The organism is Vogesella lacus (assembly GCF_979366295.1).
On the sequence record NZ_CEETQT010000009.1, the window covers coordinates 126,316 to 145,967 of the forward strand.

Below are 19,652 nucleotides of genomic sequence, written 5' to 3' on the forward strand. Positions count from 1 at the left end.
TTCGTTCAAGCCTTTTCCAGCAAGGCGTAATAGAAACCGTCATGGTCTGCCGATGGCAAGAGTTGTTCGGAGTCCGCCAGGCGCGCATCGGCATGCCGCTGCAGGAAGCCTTCCAGTTGCTGCTGGTTTTCCTCCGGCATGACGGAGCAGGTAGCGTACAGCAGCTTGCCACCCTTGGCCAGCAAGGGCCACAGCGCATCCAGCATCGCAGCCTGCTGCTTGCCAAGGCCGGCAAAGTCGTCCGGACGACGCAGCCACTTGATGTCCGGGTTGCGACGTACCACACCGCTGGCCGAACACGGCACATCAGCCAGGATACGGTCGAAGGTCTGACCATCCCACCAGGCGGCAGGCTTGGCGGCATCGGCGGCCAACAGGGTGGCCGGCAATTGCAGACGCTGCAGGTTCTCGTCGACGCGCTTCAGGCGCTCGGCATCCACATCCAGCGCGGTCAGCTGGATATCGGCCAGCTCCAGCAGATGGCCGCTCTTGCCGCCCGGTGCCGCGCAGGCATCCAGTACGCGCATACCGTCAGCGATATCCAGACGCAAAGCAGCTTGCTGGGCGCCAAAGTCCTGCACCGACACGCGGCCTTCGGCAAAGCCCGGCAGATCGCGCACATTGCAGGGTACGTCCAGCTTCAGCGCGTGGCTGCCCAGCAGCTGGCTGCCACGGCCCAGTTCGGCCAGCTCGGCCGCATAGGCTTCGGCAGTGCCGTGACGGGCATTGACGCGCAAGGTCATCGGCGGATGACGGTTGCTCTTTTCCAGCACATCGGCCCAACGGGTCGGGTAAGCGGCACGCACCTTCTGCACCCACCAGCGCGGATGGTTGTAGCGTGCTTCGTTATCGCCCTGCGCATCGGCCAGCAGCTGTTCCTTGTTGCGCAGGAAGTTGCGCAACACACCATTGACCAGCCCTTTCAGGCGGCCGGCGGCCAGATCTTCGGCACGGGTCACCGCCTGATCCACCACCGCATAGGGCGCGGCACGGGTGTGAATCAGCTGATAGAGCGCCACCAGCAACAGGCGCTCGACATCCACGGCCGGCAGCGGCTTGGGTACCAGTGCGCGCAAGATGAAACGCAATTGACCGAGATTACGCAGGCTGCCGTAACAGATATCCTGCAAGGCTCCCCGCTCGCCAGCACTGAGGCTGACACCCTGCTGGACGGTGGCGAGTGCCTCCGTCAATGTTCTGCCTTCCTCGACACGGGCGAGGACATTGGCGGCGAGTTCCTGAATTCGAAGCATGCTGAAGGTTCTTTCCAAATAAAACCGGCCGCCGTCCGGCAATGGACGGCGGCCTTGTGACTATGGCGGCCATGATACCTGATCAGTGGCGTCCTTGTGCCAGCTGTTGCAGGCGATAGATACGTTCTTCGGTATGCGGGTGAGTGCGGAACAAGCCCGACAGCCCACCGCCGGACAGCGGGTTGATGATCATCATCTGCGCGGTTTCGGGATGTGCCTCGGCCGCTGGCAGGATGCGCCCCTGCGCGTAGTACTCGATTTTCTGCAAGGCATTGGCCAGCGCCAGCGGGTCGCCACTGATTTCGGCCCCGCCGCGATCCGCCTCGAATTCGCGTGCGCGCGAAATCGCCATCTGGATCAGGCTCGCGGCCAACGGTGCCAGCAACGCGACGGCAATGCCGGCAATCGGGTTGACCGGGCGGCCCTCTTCATCACGGCCACCAAAGAACATGGCGAAGTTGGCCAGCGCCGAGATCGCCCCGGCCATGGTGGCGCTGATGGTCGAAATCAGCGTATCGCGATGCTTGACGTGCGCCAGCTCGTGCGCCATCACCCCGCGCAGCTCGCGATAGTCGAGTATGCGCATGATGCCGGTAGTCGCTGCCACGGCCGCATGCTCGGGGCTGCGGCCGGTGGCAAAGGCATTGGGCTGTTCTTCGTGAATCACGTAAACCCGCGGCATCGGCATATTGGCGCGCTGCGCCAGCTCGGCCACCATGCCGTAGAACTCGGGCGCACTGTGCGCATCGACTTCCTGCGCGTTGTACATGCGCAACACCATCTTGTCGGAGTTCCAGTAGGCAATCACATTCATCACGCCGCCAAACAGCAGCGCCAGCAGCATGCCTTGCTGGCCACCTATCATGCCGCCGATGATGCCGAACAGCGCCACGATGGCCGCCATCAGCATGGCTGTCTTGATCCAGTTAAAGCCCATGATTCCCTCCCGCAGTGGTTGCGCCCAGACGCCATCAATATAGGGACGGATAAAACGTTATCAAGTTCCGAGCCGGCTGCCGATCAACTCACCCTGTCCGGCGACAAACTCGCGTGCGGCCAACCTTTTGCCACCGGCAGCCTGCAACACCAGCAAACGCACCGCGCCACTACCGCAAGCCACAATCACGCCGTCCGCCCCCGCCGACAGTACCTCGCCCGCCTCACCTGTCGCATCGGCCACGACCTCGGCCTGCCACAGTTTCAGCACTTCGCCGCGCAGCAGCGTATGCGCGCCGGGTGCCGGGTTGTAGGCACGAATCGCCGTTGCGACTGCCACAGCAGAAAGACTCCAGTCGATGCGCGCCTCTTCCTTGCTGAGCTTGGCGGCGTAAGTCACGCCCTCTTCCGGCTGCTTTTCTGGCGGGCAGTCGTCCAGCTTCGCCAGCGTCTCGACAATCGCCGTCGCCCCGAGTGCGGCCAACTTGTCGTGCAGGCTGGCCGCACTGTCATCCGCCGCAATCGCCAGCGGGTAAATCGACAACATATCGCCGGTATCCAGACCGACATCCATCTGCATGATGGTGATGCCGGTTTCGGCATCACCCGCCAGAATCGCGCGCTGGATAGGCGCGGCACCACGCCAGCGCGGCAGCAGCGAGGCATGGATATTCAGACAGCCACGCGCCGGCATGTCGAGCACCGCCTTGGGCAACAGCAAGCCATAGGCCGCCACCACCATCAATTCGGCACCGACGTCGGCCACCAATGCCTGTGCCTCGGGCGTTTTCAGCGTCAGCGGCTGCTCGACGCGCAGACCATGCTTGAGCGCCAGCTCCTTCACCGGGCTGGGCTTGAGCTTCATGCCGCGGCCGGCCGGACGATCCGGCTGGGTCAGCACCATGGCAATCTCGTGGCCGGCGTCAATCAGCGCGGCCAGCGCCTCGGCGGCAAATACCGGCGTGCCGGCAAAAATCAGTTTCATGCGGGTTCTCCAATGACGACAAAGGGACACCAGCGTGTCCCTTTGCAAGCAGATCGGCGTTGCGGCCAATCGTGGCCGCCAGACATTACATGGTCTGTTTTTCGCGCTTTTTCAGCTTGGATTTGATGCGGTTCTGTTTCAGGCCGGACAGGTACTGTACGAAGACCTTGCCATCAAGGTGATCGATCTCGTGCTGGATGCAGGTAGCCAGCAACTCGTCGGCCTGCAATTCGAAGGCTTTGCCATGACGGTCGAGCGCACGGATGGTGACGGTATCGGCACGCGTTACCTTGTCGTAAATGCCCGGCACCGACAGGCAGCCTTCTTCATACTCGCGCTCGCCACTCTTGCTGATGAACTCGGGGTTGATCAGCACGATGGCCTCTTTGCGCGACTCGGAGACGTCAATCACGATCACGCGCTGATGGAAGTCCACCTGGGTCGCAGCAAGGCCGATACCGTTGGCGTGGTACATGGTCTCGAGCATATTGTCGATCTGCTGCTGCAGGGCCTCATCGAAAACCGTTACCGGCTTGGCCACGGTATGCAGGCGAGGATCGGGATAGTGCAAAATGGTAAGCAATGCCATAAATCAAACCGTTTTTCAGTTGTAGGAAGCTGCACAGCACGACGATAATGTTGGCAGCATCCCGAATATCAATCAATGTCTGGGTCACAACCCAGATGGGGTCAACAAGCGATGTTTAAACCTATTATACCTCTGCTTCTCGCCATGGGCCTGTCACTGCCGGCCATGGCCGACACGCTGACCCTGCGCCCGGACGCGCCGGAACGTTATGTCGTCAAGAAAGGCGACACCCTGTGGGATATTTCCAGCCGCTTCCTGCAAAGCCCGTGGAAATGGCCACAGCTGTGGAATATGAACCGCGACGAAGTGCGCAATCCTCATCTTATTTTCCCGGGCGAAACCCTGCAGCTGAGCATGGTTAACGGCCAGCCACGCCTGAGTCGCGCCACCGACCTGCCGCGCGTGGTCAAGCTCTCGCCCGAAGTGCGGGCCGAGCCGCTGGACAGCGCGATTCCGACCATTCCGGACAAGGTGATCGGCCCCTTTCTCAAGCGGCCGCTGCTGCTGGAAAACGAAAACGACTACCAGAACGCCCCACGCATCGTAGCCGGTCCGGATAATCGCGTGATTCTCACCAGCATGGACCGCGTCTACAGCGAAGCGCTCGACAGCGGCGGCATCTGGCAGGCCTATCGCCTTGGCCGCACGGTGAAAGACCCTGACAGCGGCGAGGTGCTTGGCATCGAGATTACCTACGGCGGCGATCTGCAAGTCGAGAAAACCGGCGCGGTCACCACCCTGTCGGTGCGCAAGATTGCCGAAGAAGTACTGGTGGGCGACCGTCTGATGAAGAGCGCCCCGCTGCCGGTGACCAATTTCATCCCGAAAGAGCCACCGGAAAACCTCAGCGGCCGTATTGTCAGCAGCTACGGCGGAGTCAACGAGATCGGCCAGCAATTCAATGTGATGATCAATCGCGGCCAACGTGACGGCATCGAGCCCGGCCACGTATTCGGCATCTACAAGGCACCACGTACAGTCACCACCAGCAACAAGCAGCAAGTCACCCTGCCGGAAGAAAAGGTTGGCCGCCTGATGGTGTTCCGCGTGTTCAACAAGGCGTCCTACGCCCTAGTGCTGGATGCGACCCAGGCGATTGCCATCAAAGACAAAATCGGCCAGCCGTGAACGAACAGGCACTACTGGACTGGGCTACGCTGGCGCTGACGCCCGGCATCGGCCCTCATCGCTTCCTGCAATTACTGCAGCGTTTCGGCTCGGCCAGTGCCGCACGCGATGCCAGCCATAGCCAGCTGCGCGATGTGCTGGATGCGCGGGTGCTGGCTGCGCTCGACAGCGGTGACGGCGAACGGGCGGCCGAGGCGGCACTGGCCTGGCAAGCCGGCGAAGGTTGCCATCTGCTGACACTCAATGACGACGACTACCCCTGTCAGCTGGCCGAAACCGGCTACGCGCCGCCGCTACTGTTTGCCCGTGGCCGGCGCGAGCTGCTGCAAAAGCCGATGCTCGCGATTGTCGGCAGCCGCCAATCCACCGTGCAGGGCGATGATCATGCCCGGCAGTTTGCCAAAAGGTTGGCCGCACACGGTTACAGCATTGTCAGCGGCCTCGCCGATGGCATTGATGCCGCCGCACATGAAGGCGCGCTGGATGAAGCAGCCGGCACCATCGCGGTGATCGGCACCGGCATTGACCGCGTCTACCCGGCGCGCAATCGCGAGCTGGCACACCGCATCGCCGGCCAAGGGCTAATCCTGTCCGAGTTTGCACTGGGCACCGGCCCGCTTGCCAGCCACTTCCCGCAACGCAACCGCATCATCGCCGGCCTGTGCCGCGGCTGCCTGGTGGTCGAAGCCACCACCAACAGCGGCTCGCTGATCACCGCGCGGCTGGCGCTGGAAGTCGGCCGCGAGGTGATGGCCATCCCCGGCTCCATCCTCAACCCGCAAACACGTGGCTGCCATCGCCTGATCAAGGAAGGTGCCAAGCTGGTGGAAAGCGTCGACGATGTGCTCGACGAGCTTGGCCGCATCAGCCTGGCCACTCCCCTGCCGGACAGCCGCCAAGAGCAAGATCACGCCGATAATGCAGGTGACGGCTTCTTGCAAAGCATGGGCTATGACCCCATTGATGCCGACATGCTGGCACAGCGCCTCAAGTTGACGGCTGCCGAGGTTTACGCGATGCTGCTCGAGTTTGAGCTGGCCGGACAGGTAGAAAATCTGGGCAGTGGCCGCTATCAGCGCTGCCGTCTTGACCCTGTCACCCCAAGTTAACCTGACGATTGCATACCATGTTTGATGTACTGGCGTTTCTCCTCGAAGAATTCAACGACCCGGCCGCCTGCCCCGAGCGCGACGACCTGGGCCGTCAGCTGGCTGCCGCCGGCTTTCAGCACGAGGAAATCAGCGATGCACTCGACTGGCTGGACGGGCTCAAGCAGATCAACAAGGGTCTGTACGCGGCACTGGACGATAGCGAAGGCTGTCGCGTGTTCTGCGAAGAGGAAACCGAACGGCTGGACAGCGAAATCCGTGGCCTGATCGTCTTTCTCGAACACAACGGCGCACTGTCACCGTCGCAGCGCGAAATGCTGATCGACCGCCTGCTGGCGATGCCGGACGACGAAATCACCCTGCCGACGGCCAAGTTGGCCGCGCTGATGGTGTTGTGGGCACAGGGTGCCGAGCTGCCCATCCTCATCGGTGAAGAACTGCTGTGCGCACTGCACGGCGAGCCGCCGATGCAATAAATCCCGCCACCCGTCGTGGCTGGAATGAATGCAATACCAAGAGCGCCGGACTTGCGCTCTTGTTTCGTTTGATGAATACACAATATTGTCGTGCCACGGCACACACTGAATGACAAACACCTATGCCCGCTAACCTGCTGATTGTCGAGTCGCCCTCCAAGGCCAAGACTCTGAAAAAATACCTGGGCCCGGATTTCGAGGTCCTGGCCTCCTATGGCCATGTGCGCGATCTGGTGCCGAAAAACGGTGCGGTTGACCCGGAAAAAGACTTCGCGATGAAGTACCAGCTGGTCGCCCGCAACAGCAAGCACGTCGATGCCATCATCGAAGCGGTAAACAAGGTCGATCACGTCTATCTGGCAACGGACCCGGACCGCGAAGGCGAAGCCATCTCCTGGCATCTGGTCGAGATCCTCAACAAGAAAAAACTGTTGAAGGAAAAGACCGCCCAGCGCGTGGTGTTCCACGAAATCACCAAGAACGCCGTGCTGGATGCGATTGCCAACCCGCGCCCCATCATGCAGGACCTCGTCGACGCCCAGCAGGCACGCCGTGCGCTGGACTACCTCGTCGGCTTCAACCTGTCGCCACTGCTGTGGAAAAAGATCCGTCGCGGCCTGTCTGCCGGCCGCGTGCAAAGCCCGGCGCTGCGCCTGATCTGCGAACGCGAAAACGAGATCAAGGCCTTTGTCGAGCAGGAATACTGGACTGTCCATCTCGACAGCCACAAGGGCCGCACCAAGTTCAGCGCCAAGCTGATCCAGTTCAAGGGCGAAAAACTCGAACAGTTCAGCATCCCGAACGAAGGCGAACAGTCGCGCATTCTGGCACTGCTGCAGAATCATGCGGCCAACGTCGCCAATATCGAAAAGAAGAAAAAGACCCGCAATCCGGCCGCGCCATTCACCACCTCCACCCTGCAGCAGGAGGCCGTGCGCAAGCTGGGCATGACCACCGACCGCGCCATGCGCACCGCACAGCAGCTGTATGAGGGTGTGGACATCGGCCAGGGCACCGTCGGTCTGATTACCTATATGCGTACCGACTCGGTGGCTCTCGCCAACGAAGCGGTCGAGGAAATCCGCGGTTATATCACCGAGCGTTTTGACGGCGACCATCTGCCGAAAAACCCGATTGCCTACAAGAACAAGTCGAAGAACGCGCAAGAGGCGCACGAGGCCGTGCGGCCAACCTCTATCCTGCGCACGCCGGAGGCAATGAAGCCCTTCCTGACGTCCGACCAGTTCAAGCTGTACGACATGATCTGGAAGCGGACGCTGGCCTGCCAGATGGCACCGGCCAAGTTCGACACCACCAGCGTGGACATCGCCGTCGGCGACGGCATTTTCCGCGCCAGCGGCCAGGTGCTAGTATTTGCCGGCTTCTTGTCGGTGTACGAAGAAGACGTCGATGACGCCGAAGACGAAGAAAACGCCAAGCTGCCGCTCCTGGAGGTCGGCGACAGCCTGCCGGTTGACAAGCTCTACGGCGAGCAGCACTTCACCCAGCCGCCGCCACGCTTCTCCGAAGCCAGTCTCGTCAAGGCGCTGGAAGAGTACGGCATCGGCCGCCCGTCGACCTACGCCAGCATCATCTCGACGCTGAAAGACCGCGAGTATGTGATTCTCGACAAAAAGCGTTTCTTCCCGACCGATACCGGCGACATCGTCAACAAGTTCCTGACCGAGCATTTCGCCCAGTACGTTGACTACAACTTCACCGCCAAGCTGGAAAACCAGCTCGATGAAATCGCCAGCGGCACCCGTCAATGGGTACCGGTGCTGGACAGCTTCTGGAAAGGTTTTTTCAAGCAGATCACCGAAAAAGAAGGCATTTCGCGCGCCGAAATCACCACCGAAAGCCTGGATGAAGCCTGCCCGAAATGCAGCAAGCCACTGTCAATCAAGTTCGGCAAACGCGGCCGCTTCATCGCCTGTACCGGTTACCCGGACTGCGACTACACGCGCAACGTCGGCGAAACCGCCGAACAAGCCGCCGCCGAAGCCGAAGCACCGACCGTCATCGAAGACCGTCGCTGCCCGGCCTGCGATGGCGAGCTGCACATCAAGAAAGGCCGCTACGGCAAGTTCATCGGCTGCGCCAACTATCCGAAGTGCAAGCACATCGAGCCGCTGGAAAAACCGCGCGACACCGGCGTGGAGTGCCCGCAGTGCAAGGCCGGCAGCCTGATCGAACGCAAGAGCCGCTACGGCAAGCTGTTCTACAGCTGCAACACCTATCCGAAGTGCACCTACGCGACGTGGAACCCGCCGATTGCCGAAACCTGCCCGAAATGCCAGTGGCCGGTACTGACGATCAAGACCACCAAGCGTCGCGGCACCGAAAAGGTCTGCCCGCAGAAGGAATGCGGCTACGCCGAACAGATCGCCCCGCCGGAAGGTAAGGCGGCAGATGCCGAATAAGGCAGCTGGCTTACATGGCTAAGAAATGAAAAAAGCGAACCTGCGGGTTCGCTTTTTTCAAACTTGAATCCGAGTCGCTGATGAATTCCCGCACAGGCAGTATTTTTCACGGCATGCGCCAACGGGAATGGGCTACCTTGATACCTTGGGCACGCCAACACAACGCGGCAAATCGGGCATTGACGTAGCTTGCTACCGAGCCAGCGAGGCGCAACGTTTACCACGAAAAGGTTGGCCGCAAGCCATCAGCACTTTGCGGCCAACGTGGTGATGAGATTTGAAATCCGCAATCACGCATGATCAGTTTCAGATCGTCCCCGCCCGACAGACAAGGAGATTTCACGATGAAGATCACGGTTGAAACCACGGTCCGTGCCACGATCGATAAGGTCTGGCGTGCTTACACTACGCCGGATGACATCATGCAGTGGAATGCCGCTTCGGATGACTGGCATACCACCAGGGCGACGGTGGATCTGCGCGTTGGCGGGGCGTTCTGCTCGCGTATGGAAGCCCGCGATGGCAGTGCCGGTTTTGATTTTGCCGGCAGCTATACCCGTATCGTGCCGCACGAGCTGATCGAATACGCCTTTGGCGAGCGTCAGTGCAGTGTGCATTTTCAGCCGCAGGCAGACAGCGTACTGGTGCAGGTCTGCTTTGACGCCGAACAGCAGCACCCGGCCGAGCTGCAGCGTCAGGGCTGGCAGGCGATACTCGACAACTTTGCCCGCCATGTTCACAAGCAAGGCTAGCTGGTGGCGCGATAAATAGCTCTGCTCCAGTTTGCGCCCGATACGTTTGCACAAAATTGGCGTGCCAATCTCGCGGCATGAACGGATAATTCAGCTTCTGCCATGGTTTGCTTGCCGCTTTTGGAGAACATGAACAAACAAGCTCCTCCGCGCACCACCGGGTTTTACTTGCTGGCCATCTATTGTGCGCTCAGCAGTTTTATCCTGCTGCTGCTTGACCCCAAGGACGTCGCCTTCATCGTGCTGGGCTTCGCCCTCACGCTGGTGCTGACCCTGCATCCGCTGGTGAAGGTTTACCTTGCGCATATGCGCGAGGAGGAGCGCAAACGCAAACAGGCGCTGGCCGAACAGGCTCGCAAGGAAGAGATTGCCCGGCAACAGGCTGAGGAAGCGGAAAAGCAGCGCCAGGCGCAGGAGGCTCGCTTGCAGGAGCTGGTACGACAGGAGCAGGCTCGCAAGGAGGAGCAAGCCAGACTGGCTGATACGGAATTGCAAAACCGTAGCCGTGAGTAAGTGCCAATGTGTATCCAGGCAAAGCCAAGCAAGAAAAAAGCGAGCCCGCGGGTTCGCTTTTTTGCATCCACCAGACAGGCTCAGCCCAGCAACACCAGGCCCCATACCGAGGCCAGATTGATCAGCCCCAGCAGCTGGGCAGCACTGCCCATATCCTTGGCGCGCTTGGCCAACGGATGACGCTCCAGCGAGGTGTGATCGACCGCGGCCTCGATCGCCGAATTCAGCAACTCGATCACCAGCGTGGCAAGGCAGCTGGCCACCAGCATGGCGCGGCCAAGACTGCTGGCATCCACCACAAACAACGCCAGCGGAATCAGCAGCAGTGACAGCAAGGACAGCTGGCGAAAGGCATCTTCGTGGCGGAAGGCGGCTTGCAGGCCATCCAGCGAATAGCCAAAGGCATTGAACAGGCGGCGCAGACCGGTCTTGCCCTTGAACGGGCTTTCCTCGTGACTCATGGGGCTTCCTGGATACTGTCGGGTTTGAGGCGCCATTCTAACCGTTTTGCCATGACAGGATTGAGCATGGCATGACCTTTGGCATCGATGCGCAGCCAGCCGGTGACACCGAATTGCCGTGCCAGCACAGGCAAGTTGGCCGCATCGGCAAAATACATCGGCTTGCTGGCCACGTCGGACAGCAGGCCGGCCTGTGCACCCTTGGGCACCAGCACGCTCAGAGACTGCACGCGACAGTCGCTATTGCCGTCACGCGGGTCGATCAGATGACAATGACGCTGGCCGGCGACCTCGAAATAGCGCTGATAATCGCCCGAGGTGCCGATGGCCTCGCCATCGTGCAGCGGCAGCACAGCCATCGCCAGGCTCTGGCGTGGGTGGCGGATACCGACTTGCCACGGTTCACCATCCGGCTTCTCGCCCAGCGCAATGATATTGCCGCCGATATTCACCAGCGCCGCGCTGGCACCGGCGACTTGCAGCTGGCGATAGGCACGATCCAGCACCCAGCCCTTGGCCATGCCGCCAAAATCCAGCTTCACTTGGCGGTTCGCGCTATACAGCTGGCTGCCCTGCCACGCCAGATCCGCCATGCGTGGCCGCGCCTCGACTAGGCGGGTCAGCTCGCTGGCCGGGCGTTGCCGATCGGCAGGATTGTCCTGCTGAAAGCCCCACCACGCGACCATGGCACCGATGGCCGGCGAGAACAGGCCACCACTGCGTGTCTCCAGCTGCTGCGCCTCGCGCACCAGCGTGGCGACTTCGACAGACGGGGTAAAAGGCTTGCCGGCGGCAATCGCCTGGTTGGCCGCCACCACATCGCTGCCGGCCTGCCACGGATGCAGTTGCCTGTGCAGACGATCCAGATCGGCCAGCACACTGGCGGCAGCTTGTTCCGCCACGGTCAGGTTGGCCGCATACACCGTCAGCTCGACGCGGGTGCCGAACACATAGCTTTCCTGCTTCCACGGCTCGGGCTTGCTGCAGGCGGCCAGTGCCAAGACGACAAAGGCGGCCAGAGCCGCCCTTGTCATTGCCTGTCGTCCGATGCTCAGTGCGTGCTGCATGCACGCTCCAGCGCGTCGATAAACAGCCCTGCCACATCGACATCACTGTGATCCATGATCTCGCGGAAGCAGGTCGGGCTGGTGATGTTGACCTCGGTCAGGTAGTTGCCAATCACATCAAGGCCGGCCAGCAGGATGCCGCGAGCCTTCAGCTGTGGCCCCAGTGTCTCTGCGATTTCGCGGTCACGCGCCGACAGCTCGCGCACTTCACCACGGCCGCCGGCCGCGAGGTTGCCACGGTTGTCGCCGCCTTGCGGAATGCGCGCGAGGCAGTAATCGACCGGCTTGCCGTCAATCACCAGAATGCGCTTGTCGCCGTTGCGGATCTCGGGGATGTAACGCTGCGCCATCAGCGTGCGCGTGCCTTGCTGGCTCAGCGTCTCGATGATCACGTTAAGGTTGGGATCATCAGGCCGCGCGCGGAAAATGCCGCTGCCGCCCATGCCGTCCAGCGGTTTCAGGATCGCATCCTGATGCTGGCGCACAAAGGCCAGCAGCTTGGATGGCCGCGAGGTCACCAGTGTCGGCGCGACGAAGTCGGCAAAATTCAGGATCGCCAGCTTCTCGTTGAAGTCACGCAAGGTTTGCGGGCGGTTGAACACGCGCGCGCCCTGCTTCTCGCCCAGCTCCAGCAGCTGGGTGGCGTACAGGTACTCGAGATCGAACGGCGGGTCCTTGCGCATCACCACGGCAGTAAAGGCGTTCAGCGGCAGACGCTGCGCCTCGCCCAGCCGGTACCAGTCCTTGTAGTCGCGCGGCGGTGTCAGCGTCACCTGCACGCTATCCACCATCACGCGGCCGCCTTCAACGGTGATATCGGCCGGCTCGCAGAAAGAAATGGCGTGGCTGCGCTTGGCGGCCGCCTCCATCATCGCGTAAGTGCTGTCTTTCTTGATCTTGAAGCTGTCCAGCGGGTCGGCAACAAACAGGATTCTCATCTTGGCCTCACTCGGCAAGGGGGTCGGTGTCTTCGAGTTCCAGCGCGGCGGCCAACAGCGCCAGACGCGCAATCACGCCATAAGCATAGAAGCGGTTTGGCGGCGCGTCAGGGCCTTCCTTGCGATCCGGCAGGCAGGGCTTCTCGAAAGACAGCGGCACGAAATGCATACCCGGTGCGTTGAGGTTTTCATCGATGCCACGGCCGGTATGCACGCGGTAGAAACCGCCGATCACATAACGGTCCATCATGTATACCACCGGCTCGGCCACGCCTTCGTTGACGCTTTCGAAGGTGTAAACGCCTTCCTGCACGATGACTTCGGAGACTTCCAGCCCTTCTTTCACCACCGCCATCTTGTTGCGTGCCTTGCGATTCAGGCCGCGCACTTCCTCGCCGCTCTTCACGCTCATGATGCCCATGCCGTAGGTGCCGGCATCGGCTTTCACGATCACGAAAGGCTCGTGGTTAATGCCGTATTCCTGATATTTGGCGCGGATCTTGTCCAGCGTCGCATCCACCAGTGCGGCCAACTCGTCCTCGCCCTGACGGCTATGGAAGTCAAGTCCCTTGGCGGCAACGAAATACGGGTTGATCAGCCACGGGTCAATAGACAACATGGTGGCGAAATCGGCCACCACACGATCGTAAGCGGCGAAGTGATTGGTCTTGCGACGTACCGCCCAGCCCGCGTGCAGCGGCGGCAGCAGGTATTGATCCAGATTCTGCAGAATCTCCGGCAGGCCGGCCGACAGATCGTTGTTCAGCAGCACGATGCAAGGGTTGAAGCCATCAGCCAATACCACGCGACGGCCCTGGCGCTGCAGCGGCTCGACAATGACTTCGTCGCCGTTGGCCGCCTGCAAGGTAGTCGGTTCGGTAATTTCGGGATTCAGCGAACCCAGACGTACTTTCAGGCCCGCCTGCTCGAAAATATGCACCAGCGCGGCGACGTTCTGCAGATAGTAGGTATTGCGGGTGTGGTTTTCCGGAATCAGCAGGATGCTGCGCGCTTCCGGACAAACGCGATCCACCGCACTTTGTGCCGCCTGAACAGCCAACGGCAGGAATTCGGGGTTCAGATTGTTGAAGCCGCCCGGAAAGAGGTTCATGTCGACCGGTGCGAGCTTGAAGCCGCTGTTGCGCAGGTCAACCGAGCCATAAAACGGCACTGCATGATTGTTCCACTGGGTACGGAACCAGTGTTCGATCTGCGGCTGGGCGGCCAGGATGCGGCTTTCCAGTTCCAGCAGGGGGCCGGTAAGTGCGGTGGTGAGGTGTGGAACAGTCATGATGCCCTTTCTGCCGAGGGATGTGTAATTGCAGGATGGTGGGGCCGCCACGGCCTCACTTCAAGTCTGCGGCCAACCCTGGCCGCAAAAAAAGGCATGCGCGAACGCATGCCTTGCTTGGTCGGGGCTGAACGTGCCGGCTTACAGCGGCCATGGCTCGTCATAAGCCTGCTGGTACATGCTGCGCAGCTTGTCCCAGTCGAAATGGTGATTCTGGCAACCGTGAGTAGTCACCTTGATCGCACCGATCACATTCGCCAGACGGCCGGTGACCTTCCACTCGAGGCCATTCAGGATGCCGTACAGCAGGCCGGCACGGAAGGCATCGCCACAGCCCATCGGGTCTACCGGCTTGATCGGCATCTGTACGCGCGGAATCACATGCACGGTGTCGCCCACATAGATCTCGGCGCCCTTGGAGCCACGCGTGACCACCAGCGCCTTGGTCTTGCGGCGCAGCTCGTCGATGGTCAGGCCGGCGCGCTCGCGCATCAGCTCGCTCTCGTAGTCGTTGATGGCAACATAGTCGGCCAGCGCCACGATCTCGTGCAACTCGTCAGCCGACAGCAGCGGCAACTCCTGGCCCGGATCGAACACGAAAGGAATGCCGGCTTCGTGCAACTCGCGCGAATGCACGATAAACGCTTTGTGACCGCCCGGCGACAGGATGGCCAGCTTGACCGGCTCGGCAATGTCACAGATATGATTTTCGGTGGAGTAATCCATCGCCCCCGGATGGAAGGCCATCAGCTGGTTGCCATCCTTGTCAGAGATGCCGAAGCATTGCGAGGTATATTGGCCGCGAATGGTACGGATATAGCGGTCGTCCACATTATTGCGGCGCAGGTGCTGGCGGTAAGGCTCGAAATCCTCGCCGACAACCCCCATCACCAATGGACGCTCGCCCAGTAGGCTCAGGCTGTAGGCGATATTACCGGCCATGCCGCCAAACTCGCGGCGCATGCTGGGTGCCAGAAAGGTGGTCGAGATTTTATGCAGCTGATCCGGCAGGATCTGGCTGTCAAAACGACCTTTGAACGAAAACAGGGTATCGTAGGCAAGCGCGCCGCAAACGAGAATGGACATGGCCGGACGAGCAAAAAGTAATCGAACATTGTATCACGGCACGCCGGCGCAATCACCCAGCCCGCCGCAACTCCCTAGCCGGAAACTGTTGTTAAATGCACATAAATTTCAGGAAAACCCATGAATGTCATCAATAAATTCATTTGTACTAGCGCCGCCGGCATCATTTTACTGGCGAGCCCGCAAGGCTGGGCCGCTGATATCCCCGCCATGCAACTGAAGGACATCAAGGGTAAAGTTGCGGAACTGCAGCCTCTTGGCAAAAAACTGAACGTGATCAACTTCTGGGCGACCTGGTGCCCTCCTTGCCGCAAGGAAATGCCGATGCTGTCAGAGATGGCCAAGGCAGCGAACAAGCAAGGCGTGCACTTTGTCGGTATAGCACTCGATCAGCCCGATGCAGTGGCAAGTTATCTGCAGAAAAATCCGGTGAGCTACCGCATCCTGCTGAGTGACGGGGATGGCATTGCAGCGATGAAACAGATGGGCAATCGCAGCGGCGGCCTGCCCTATACCGTCATCGTCGACGACAAGGGCAAGCTGCGTGCGAGTCTGCTTGGAGAGATAGACAAGACCAAACTACAAGCCGAGCTGGCGCGGCTTGGCACGCCACTGCGCTAGATGGTGAACTCTTCTTCGCGTACCGCCTGCTGACGGGCTGCCGGCAATTCCGCCGAGCCCAGCATGGTGCGCACATGGTATTGCAGACGGTCGCGCAATGCGGCCAACTCTGCCCCCATTTCGGTCTGCTCGCCATGATGCCAGGTCAGCAATCTCTCGCCGTAAATGAACAGTTTCTGGTGAACCTGTCCCAGCGTGCCATACAAGGGATGCTCGCCAAAATAGGCATTGCCGGCACCGTGATACCAGTTATCAAAGTCACGATAACCTTCGTTATCCAGCGATAACGGCGCATTGGCACCTGCGGCCAACCAGGCAATCAGCTGGTTGGTCTGCTGACGATGCGCAAGCTCGAGGTTGAACAGCCGCGTATCGTCACCCGTCCAGCGCCGAGCACCGGCCTCTTTCCAGGCCTGATCCGCCTGCCAGGTCTGCGCCCACGGCAGCATGTTTTCCGCCGGCATCGGCTTGGCAATGCCATAGCCTTGCGCCTGATCACAGCCGATGTGCAGCAGCAGGCTGCCATGTTCGACACTCTCCACGCCCTCGGCCACCACCGAACGGTTGAACGCCTCGGACAAGCCGACAATGCCCTGCACAATGGCGAGGTCATCACCGTCCTCGTGCATGTCGCGGATGAAGGACTGGTCTATCTTCAGCTTGCGCGCCGGCAGCCGTTTCAGATACAGCAAGGAGGAATAGCCGGTACCGAAGTCATCAAGCGCAAACTCGACGCCCAGCGAGCGGCAGGTCGACATCAAGGCCCCGACCCGCGCGATATCCTTCAATGCCGTGCTTTCCAGCACCTCGATTTCGAGCATGCCTCTTGGCAGATCAGGGAACTCATCCAGCAAATCCTGCAGCCGGCTGGCGAAATTGTCCTGCTGCAGATGATGGGCCGAAATATTGACGCTGACCGGCAGATTCAGGCCCTGATCCAGCCAGACCTGCATCTGTTGCAAGGCGGTGCGGATCACCCACTCACCCATCGCGATATCCAGCTCGGTGCCTTCGGCATCGCTGAGGAAGTGCGCTGGTGCCAGCAAGCCGCGCTCCGGATGTTGCCAGCGCATCAGCGCTTCGGCACCGATCACGCGCCCATCACGCATATTGACCTTGGGCTGGTAATACAAGCACAGCTCGCCCTGCTGCAACGCCTGAGTCAGCCGGCCGAGGCTCTCCTGCTTGCTGCGGCTGAGGCGATCATGCTCCGCATCAAAAATCTGGTAGCCGTTACGGCCGCGTTCCTTGGCCTGATACATCGCCTGGTCGGCGTGGCGTAACAGGGTATCCGGATCTTGCTCGTCTTGCGGATATAGGGTGACGCCAATACTGGCCGAGATATCGATGCGGATATTCCCGAGCTCCACCGGTTGCGCCACCGTATCCAGCACCCGCTGCAACTGGTAACGGCAGGCCTGCAGATCAGGCAGACCACCCAGCAGCAACACAAATTCGTCACCGCCAAGACGCGCCAGCGTGTCACCGCCTTGCAGAGTGTTCTGCAAGCGCTCCGCCACTTTGACCAGGAGCTGGTCGCCAACATCGTGGCCATAGCGATCGTTGACCACCTTGAAGCCGTCCAGATCCATAAAGCAGATCGCCAGCCACTTGCCGCTATGCTGGGCATGAGCAATCGCCACCCGCATCCGGTCGGCCAGCAGCACACGATTAGGCAGATGGGTCAGCGGGTCGTGATGCGCCATTTGTGCCAGACGCGCTTCCTGCGCCTTCATGATGCGGATGTCGGCAAACACCGCGATATAGTTTTTGACGTTACCTTGCTTGTCCTTGATGACCGAAATCGACATCAACAGCGGATAAACCTCGCCGCTCTTGTGCCGGTTCCAGATTTCACCCTGCCAGTGGCCGGTTTTTTCCAGCCGCTCGCGCATCAGCAGATAGAAGTTGCGGTCATGGCGACCAGACTGGAATTTGCGCGGAGTATGGCCAATCAGCTCTTCGCGCTCATAACCGGTAATCGCGCTGCAGGCACGGTTGATGTCCAGCAGGCGAGCCTGGGCATCGGCAATGATGATGCCATCGTGTGAATGCTTGAATACGCTGGCCAACAAGCGCAGACGCTCTTCAGCCAGATTTTGCTCGGTGATGTCATTCCAGGCACCGATGATGCCGGCGATTTCACCCAGCTCGTTGTAGAACACGTCCTTGGTCAGAATCACATGGCGAATCTGCCCGGACTGGGTCAGCACCGTAGCCGGATAATCGGTATGACCACTGCCACGCATCAGTTTGTCGTCGTGCAAAAGGTGGATATTGGCAATCTGCTCCGGCCATAACTCGGCCGTGGTCTTGCCCCGGATATCGAGCCGGCTGAAACCGGTTACGCGACTGAAGGCCGCATTGCACCCCAGAAAACGCCCTTGTGCATCCTTGTAAAATACCGGAATCGGAATCGCCATCAACAACATGTCGGCAAAACGCTGGCTCTTGGCCCAGTTTTCATCAGCCGACTGCACGGCAGCCGCCATGCGGTTGAATGCCTCGCCCAGCCGGCCAATCTCGTCACGCTGGCTCTCGGGCGCCCGCGACAAGAGATTGCCCTGCCCCAACGCTTCGGCTGCGCTTTCCAGATAGCCCAAACGCCGCGTCAGCCGCAGCGTGGCCCAGATCATCCAGGCTGTAATCGTCAGCATGCCCAGCAGGATTACCGGGCCGGTCTTGCCAACAAGACCAGCCAGGATCTCGCCGGCTTCGGTGGTGTAGAGGCCAACCTGTATCTGCCCCTGGCTGATTTTCAGCTGGGTATCAAAAATCTCGTCGCTGGTATCGTCGATACCGGTATCCAGACTGCGCTCGATGGCATCAGGCACGCCGGAACGGGTCAGCTCCTTGCCACTACTGTCACGCACCACCAGATAGGCCAGATCGCCACCGTGGGTAAGCTCGTCGGCAATCTCCTGCAAAGTAACGAAGTCGCGCTCGAGAATCGGCGCAATCAGTGCCGCCTGCAGTTCACTTTGCAGCGTCCGCAGCCGCAGCTCGGTCTGCTTGTGCACCATTTCCTGTAAAACATGCACGCCTTGCCAGGCGATCATGGCGAACACCAACAACTGCACCAGCAGCAGCATCGGGATGATGCTCCAGCGCAAGGACCGTGGACGAAGCCGGGAGATCATTGTTTCATCAACCCTTTCAGATCCTTGACGAAGGGATCCAGCGACTGCATGTCGGCATTGCTGACTTCACGCAAGCCATCGTGCTTGAGTTCGAGGCTGTAAGCCTTGCCAAGCTCGGTCTCGTTGGCAAAGTGCAGCATGTCCTTTTGCAGCTTGTCGATTCGTGCCTTGCCAAGGCGCTGATGTCCCAGATACAGCAAGGGCGTGGTCTTGGGCAGATGTTCGAGTACCCTGACTTTTTTCATCGCCTCGGGGCCGAGCTGGTATAGCGAGCTCACAGATACGATGGCCGCGGCCGACTCGCCACTAAGCAATGAAGCCATCGAGTTGGCGTGACTGCCGGTCGGGCGGATGATGATGTTTTTACCGGGGGCATAACCCAGGCTGACAAAGTGACGATGGGCGGCCAACGTGAGGTTCGCCAGCCTGTCACTGGTAGAAACCACCTTGCCACGCAGCTCGGCAATGCGCTTGACCCCGTCAGGGCGGGTAATCAGCAAGGGTTCGAGATCGGTCAGCGGTCTGGCCAGCGGTATATAGAGTTGCTCAAGCTGGGCAAGACGCCCGAAATAAGGCGAAGTGGCAATGATGTCATAACGACCTTGCCGGGTGCGTTCGAGAAAGAAACTGTAATCGGCCGCGGTTTCCAGCGTAACGCTTTGCCCGAGGCTGCGTTGCAATTCGGCGCGCAGCGGTTCATACAGCGTTGCCAGCTTGCGTGCTGACAAATACGGCACCACACCAAGCACCAGACTCTCGGCAGCCTGCACCGTGGCAGCCCCAAGCAGGCACAAACACAAGCCAGCAAGCCATTTCCTGACCATCACACCGTTCTCGTTCTGCTGTTCTTCATGGACAGTCATTCGTCTCTATCAAGACACGCT

At 60.3% G+C, this 19,652-nt stretch carries 18 protein-coding genes; 7 read left to right on the forward strand and 11 right to left on the reverse strand.

Annotated features, from left to right (window positions below; translation table 11 throughout):
• Window positions 1–5: 5 nt before the first annotated feature.
• The 4 genes from rsmB to def all read right to left on the reverse strand — a co-directional run bounded on the left by rsmB (window position 6) and on the right by def (window position 3,763).
• Complete coding sequence (gene rsmB, locus ACZ9W6_RS12890; protein WP_465191560.1) at window positions 6–1,253, reverse strand: 16S rRNA (cytosine(967)-C(5))-methyltransferase RsmB; 1,248 nt, start codon at window positions 1,251–1,253, stop codon at window positions 6–8.
• 82 nt (window positions 1,254–1,335) lie between these two features.
• A complete protein-coding gene (gene htpX, locus ACZ9W6_RS12895) occupies window positions 1,336–2,190 on the reverse strand; it encodes a zinc metalloprotease HtpX (protein ID WP_465191561.1) in 855 nt (284 codons plus the stop codon).
• A 60-nt stretch (window positions 2,191–2,250) separates the two neighbouring features.
• Window positions 2,251–3,174 carry a methionyl-tRNA formyltransferase gene (gene fmt / locus ACZ9W6_RS12900; protein WP_465191562.1) on the reverse strand — a complete coding sequence of 308 codons (924 nt, stop codon included), beginning with the start codon at window positions 3,172–3,174 and terminating at the stop codon, window positions 2,251–2,253.
• Window positions 3,175–3,259: 85 nt separating this feature from the next.
• A complete protein-coding gene (def, locus tag ACZ9W6_RS12905; protein ID WP_465191563.1) occupies window positions 3,260–3,763 on the reverse strand; it encodes a peptide deformylase in 504 nt (167 codons plus the stop codon).
• Between the two features lie 111 nt (window positions 3,764–3,874).
• Here def and ACZ9W6_RS12910 point away from each other — a divergent pair, with 111 nt between their 5' ends.
• From ACZ9W6_RS12910 to ACZ9W6_RS12935, 6 genes are all read left to right on the forward strand, one after another.
• Entirely contained in the window at window positions 3,875–4,891 is a 1,017-nt protein-coding gene (locus tag ACZ9W6_RS12910) for a LysM peptidoglycan-binding domain-containing protein (RefSeq protein WP_465191564.1), read from the forward strand.
• Window positions 4,888–6,000 (forward strand): DNA-processing protein DprA, encoded by a 1,113-nt coding sequence (gene dprA / locus ACZ9W6_RS12915; protein ID WP_465191565.1) that lies wholly within the window; start codon window positions 4,888–4,890, stop codon window positions 5,998–6,000. Before ACZ9W6_RS12910 ends, dprA begins: the two co-directional genes overlap by 4 nt.
• 17 nt (window positions 6,001–6,017) lie before the next feature.
• On the forward strand, window positions 6,018–6,476 hold the full coding sequence (locus tag ACZ9W6_RS12920; protein WP_465191566.1) for a Smg family protein: 459 nt from the start codon (window positions 6,018–6,020) through the stop codon (window positions 6,474–6,476).
• Window positions 6,477–6,598: 122 nt separating this feature from the next.
• The gene (gene topA / locus ACZ9W6_RS12925; protein WP_465191567.1) at window positions 6,599–8,899 is read left to right on the forward strand and encodes a type I DNA topoisomerase; all 2,301 of its coding nucleotides are present in this window, start codon (window positions 6,599–6,601) and stop codon (window positions 8,897–8,899) included.
• 344 nt (window positions 8,900–9,243) lie between these two features.
• Window positions 9,244–9,651, forward strand: coding sequence for an SRPBCC family protein (locus ACZ9W6_RS12930; RefSeq protein ID WP_465191568.1), 408 nt, complete (start codon window positions 9,244–9,246; stop codon window positions 9,649–9,651).
• Window positions 9,652–9,780: 129 nt separating this feature from the next.
• The gene (locus tag ACZ9W6_RS12935) at window positions 9,781–10,164 is read left to right on the forward strand and encodes a hypothetical protein (protein ID WP_465191569.1); all 384 of its coding nucleotides are present in this window, start codon (window positions 9,781–9,783) and stop codon (window positions 10,162–10,164) included.
• A gap of 80 nt (window positions 10,165–10,244) precedes the next feature.
• On the opposite strand, the gene ACZ9W6_RS12940 is transcribed toward ACZ9W6_RS12935, so the two are convergent.
• From ACZ9W6_RS12940 to ACZ9W6_RS12960, 5 genes are all read right to left on the reverse strand, one after another.
• Complete coding sequence (locus ACZ9W6_RS12940) at window positions 10,245–10,625, reverse strand: diacylglycerol kinase (protein WP_465191570.1); 381 nt, start codon at window positions 10,623–10,625, stop codon at window positions 10,245–10,247.
• Complete coding sequence (locus ACZ9W6_RS12945; protein ID WP_465191571.1) at window positions 10,622–11,692, reverse strand: FAD:protein FMN transferase; 1,071 nt, start codon at window positions 11,690–11,692, stop codon at window positions 10,622–10,624. Before ACZ9W6_RS12945 ends, ACZ9W6_RS12940 begins: the two co-directional genes overlap by 4 nt.
• Complete coding sequence (gshB, locus tag ACZ9W6_RS12950) at window positions 11,677–12,630, reverse strand: glutathione synthase (protein WP_465191572.1); 954 nt, start codon at window positions 12,628–12,630, stop codon at window positions 11,677–11,679. The genes ACZ9W6_RS12945 and gshB overlap by 16 nt, the downstream gene beginning before the upstream one ends.
• A 7-nt stretch (window positions 12,631–12,637) precedes the next feature.
• Window positions 12,638–13,921: a glutamate--cysteine ligase gene (gshA, locus tag ACZ9W6_RS12955; protein WP_465191573.1), complete on the reverse strand. Its 1,284-nt coding sequence runs from the start codon at window positions 13,919–13,921 to the stop codon at window positions 12,638–12,640.
• Window positions 13,922–14,062: 141 nt separating this feature from the next.
• A complete protein-coding gene (locus tag ACZ9W6_RS12960; RefSeq protein ID WP_465191574.1) occupies window positions 14,063–15,007 on the reverse strand; it encodes a carbohydrate kinase family protein in 945 nt (314 codons plus the stop codon).
• A gap of 120 nt (window positions 15,008–15,127) precedes the next feature.
• Between ACZ9W6_RS12960 and ACZ9W6_RS12965 the strand changes: the two genes are divergently transcribed.
• A complete protein-coding gene (locus ACZ9W6_RS12965; RefSeq protein WP_465191575.1) occupies window positions 15,128–15,628 on the forward strand; it encodes a TlpA family protein disulfide reductase in 501 nt (166 codons plus the stop codon).
• Here ACZ9W6_RS12965 and ACZ9W6_RS12970 read toward each other — a convergent pair.
• Both ACZ9W6_RS12970 and ACZ9W6_RS12975 read right to left on the reverse strand, forming a co-directional pair.
• Window positions 15,625–18,768: a bifunctional diguanylate cyclase/phosphodiesterase gene (locus tag ACZ9W6_RS12970; protein ID WP_465191576.1), complete on the reverse strand. Its 3,144-nt coding sequence runs from the start codon at window positions 18,766–18,768 to the stop codon at window positions 15,625–15,627. The genes ACZ9W6_RS12965 and ACZ9W6_RS12970 overlap by 4 nt on opposite strands.
• Window positions 18,765–19,631: a phosphate/phosphite/phosphonate ABC transporter substrate-binding protein gene (locus tag ACZ9W6_RS12975; protein WP_465191577.1), complete on the reverse strand. Its 867-nt coding sequence runs from the start codon at window positions 19,629–19,631 to the stop codon at window positions 18,765–18,767. Before ACZ9W6_RS12975 ends, ACZ9W6_RS12970 begins: the two co-directional genes overlap by 4 nt.
• Window positions 19,632–19,652: the final 21 nt, after the last annotated feature.

Bases quoted from the DNA above. Each gene is read 5' to 3' on its own strand.
- rsmB (WP_465191560.1), bottom strand. From the start codon at position 1,253: ATGCTTCGAATTCAGGAACTCGCCGCCAATGTCCTCGCCCGTGTCGAG.
- htpX (WP_465191561.1), bottom strand. From the start codon at position 2,190: ATGGGCTTTAACTGGATCAAGACAGCCATGCTGATGGCGGCCATCGTG.
- fmt (WP_465191562.1), bottom strand. From the start codon at position 3,174: ATGAAACTGATTTTTGCCGGCACGCCGGTATTTGCCGCCGAGGCGCTG.
- def (WP_465191563.1), bottom strand. From the start codon at position 3,763: ATGGCATTGCTTACCATTTTGCACTATCCCGATCCTCGCCTGCATACC.
- ACZ9W6_RS12910 (WP_465191564.1), top strand. From the start codon at position 3,875: ATGTTTAAACCTATTATACCTCTGCTTCTCGCCATGGGCCTGTCACTG.
- ACZ9W6_RS12920 (WP_465191566.1), top strand. From the start codon at position 6,018: ATGTTTGATGTACTGGCGTTTCTCCTCGAAGAATTCAACGACCCGGCC.
- topA (WP_465191567.1), top strand. From the start codon at position 6,599: ATGCCCGCTAACCTGCTGATTGTCGAGTCGCCCTCCAAGGCCAAGACT.
- ACZ9W6_RS12930 (WP_465191568.1), top strand. From the start codon at position 9,244: ATGAAGATCACGGTTGAAACCACGGTCCGTGCCACGATCGATAAGGTC.
- ACZ9W6_RS12935 (WP_465191569.1), top strand. From the start codon at position 9,781: ATGAACAAACAAGCTCCTCCGCGCACCACCGGGTTTTACTTGCTGGCC.
- ACZ9W6_RS12940 (WP_465191570.1), bottom strand. From the start codon at position 10,625: ATGAGTCACGAGGAAAGCCCGTTCAAGGGCAAGACCGGTCTGCGCCGC.
- ACZ9W6_RS12945 (WP_465191571.1), bottom strand. From the start codon at position 11,692: ATGCAGCACGCACTGAGCATCGGACGACAGGCAATGACAAGGGCGGCT.
- gshB (WP_465191572.1), bottom strand. From the start codon at position 12,630: ATGAGAATCCTGTTTGTTGCCGACCCGCTGGACAGCTTCAAGATCAAG.
- gshA (WP_465191573.1), bottom strand. From the start codon at position 13,921: ATGACTGTTCCACACCTCACCACCGCACTTACCGGCCCCCTGCTGGAA.
- ACZ9W6_RS12960 (WP_465191574.1), bottom strand. From the start codon at position 15,007: ATGTCCATTCTCGTTTGCGGCGCGCTTGCCTACGATACCCTGTTTTCG.
- ACZ9W6_RS12965 (WP_465191575.1), top strand. From the start codon at position 15,128: ATGAATGTCATCAATAAATTCATTTGTACTAGCGCCGCCGGCATCATT.
- ACZ9W6_RS12970 (WP_465191576.1), bottom strand. From the start codon at position 18,768: ATGATCTCCCGGCTTCGTCCACGGTCCTTGCGCTGGAGCATCATCCCG.
- ACZ9W6_RS12975 (WP_465191577.1), bottom strand. From the start codon at position 19,631: ATGACTGTCCATGAAGAACAGCAGAACGAGAACGGTGTGATGGTCAGG.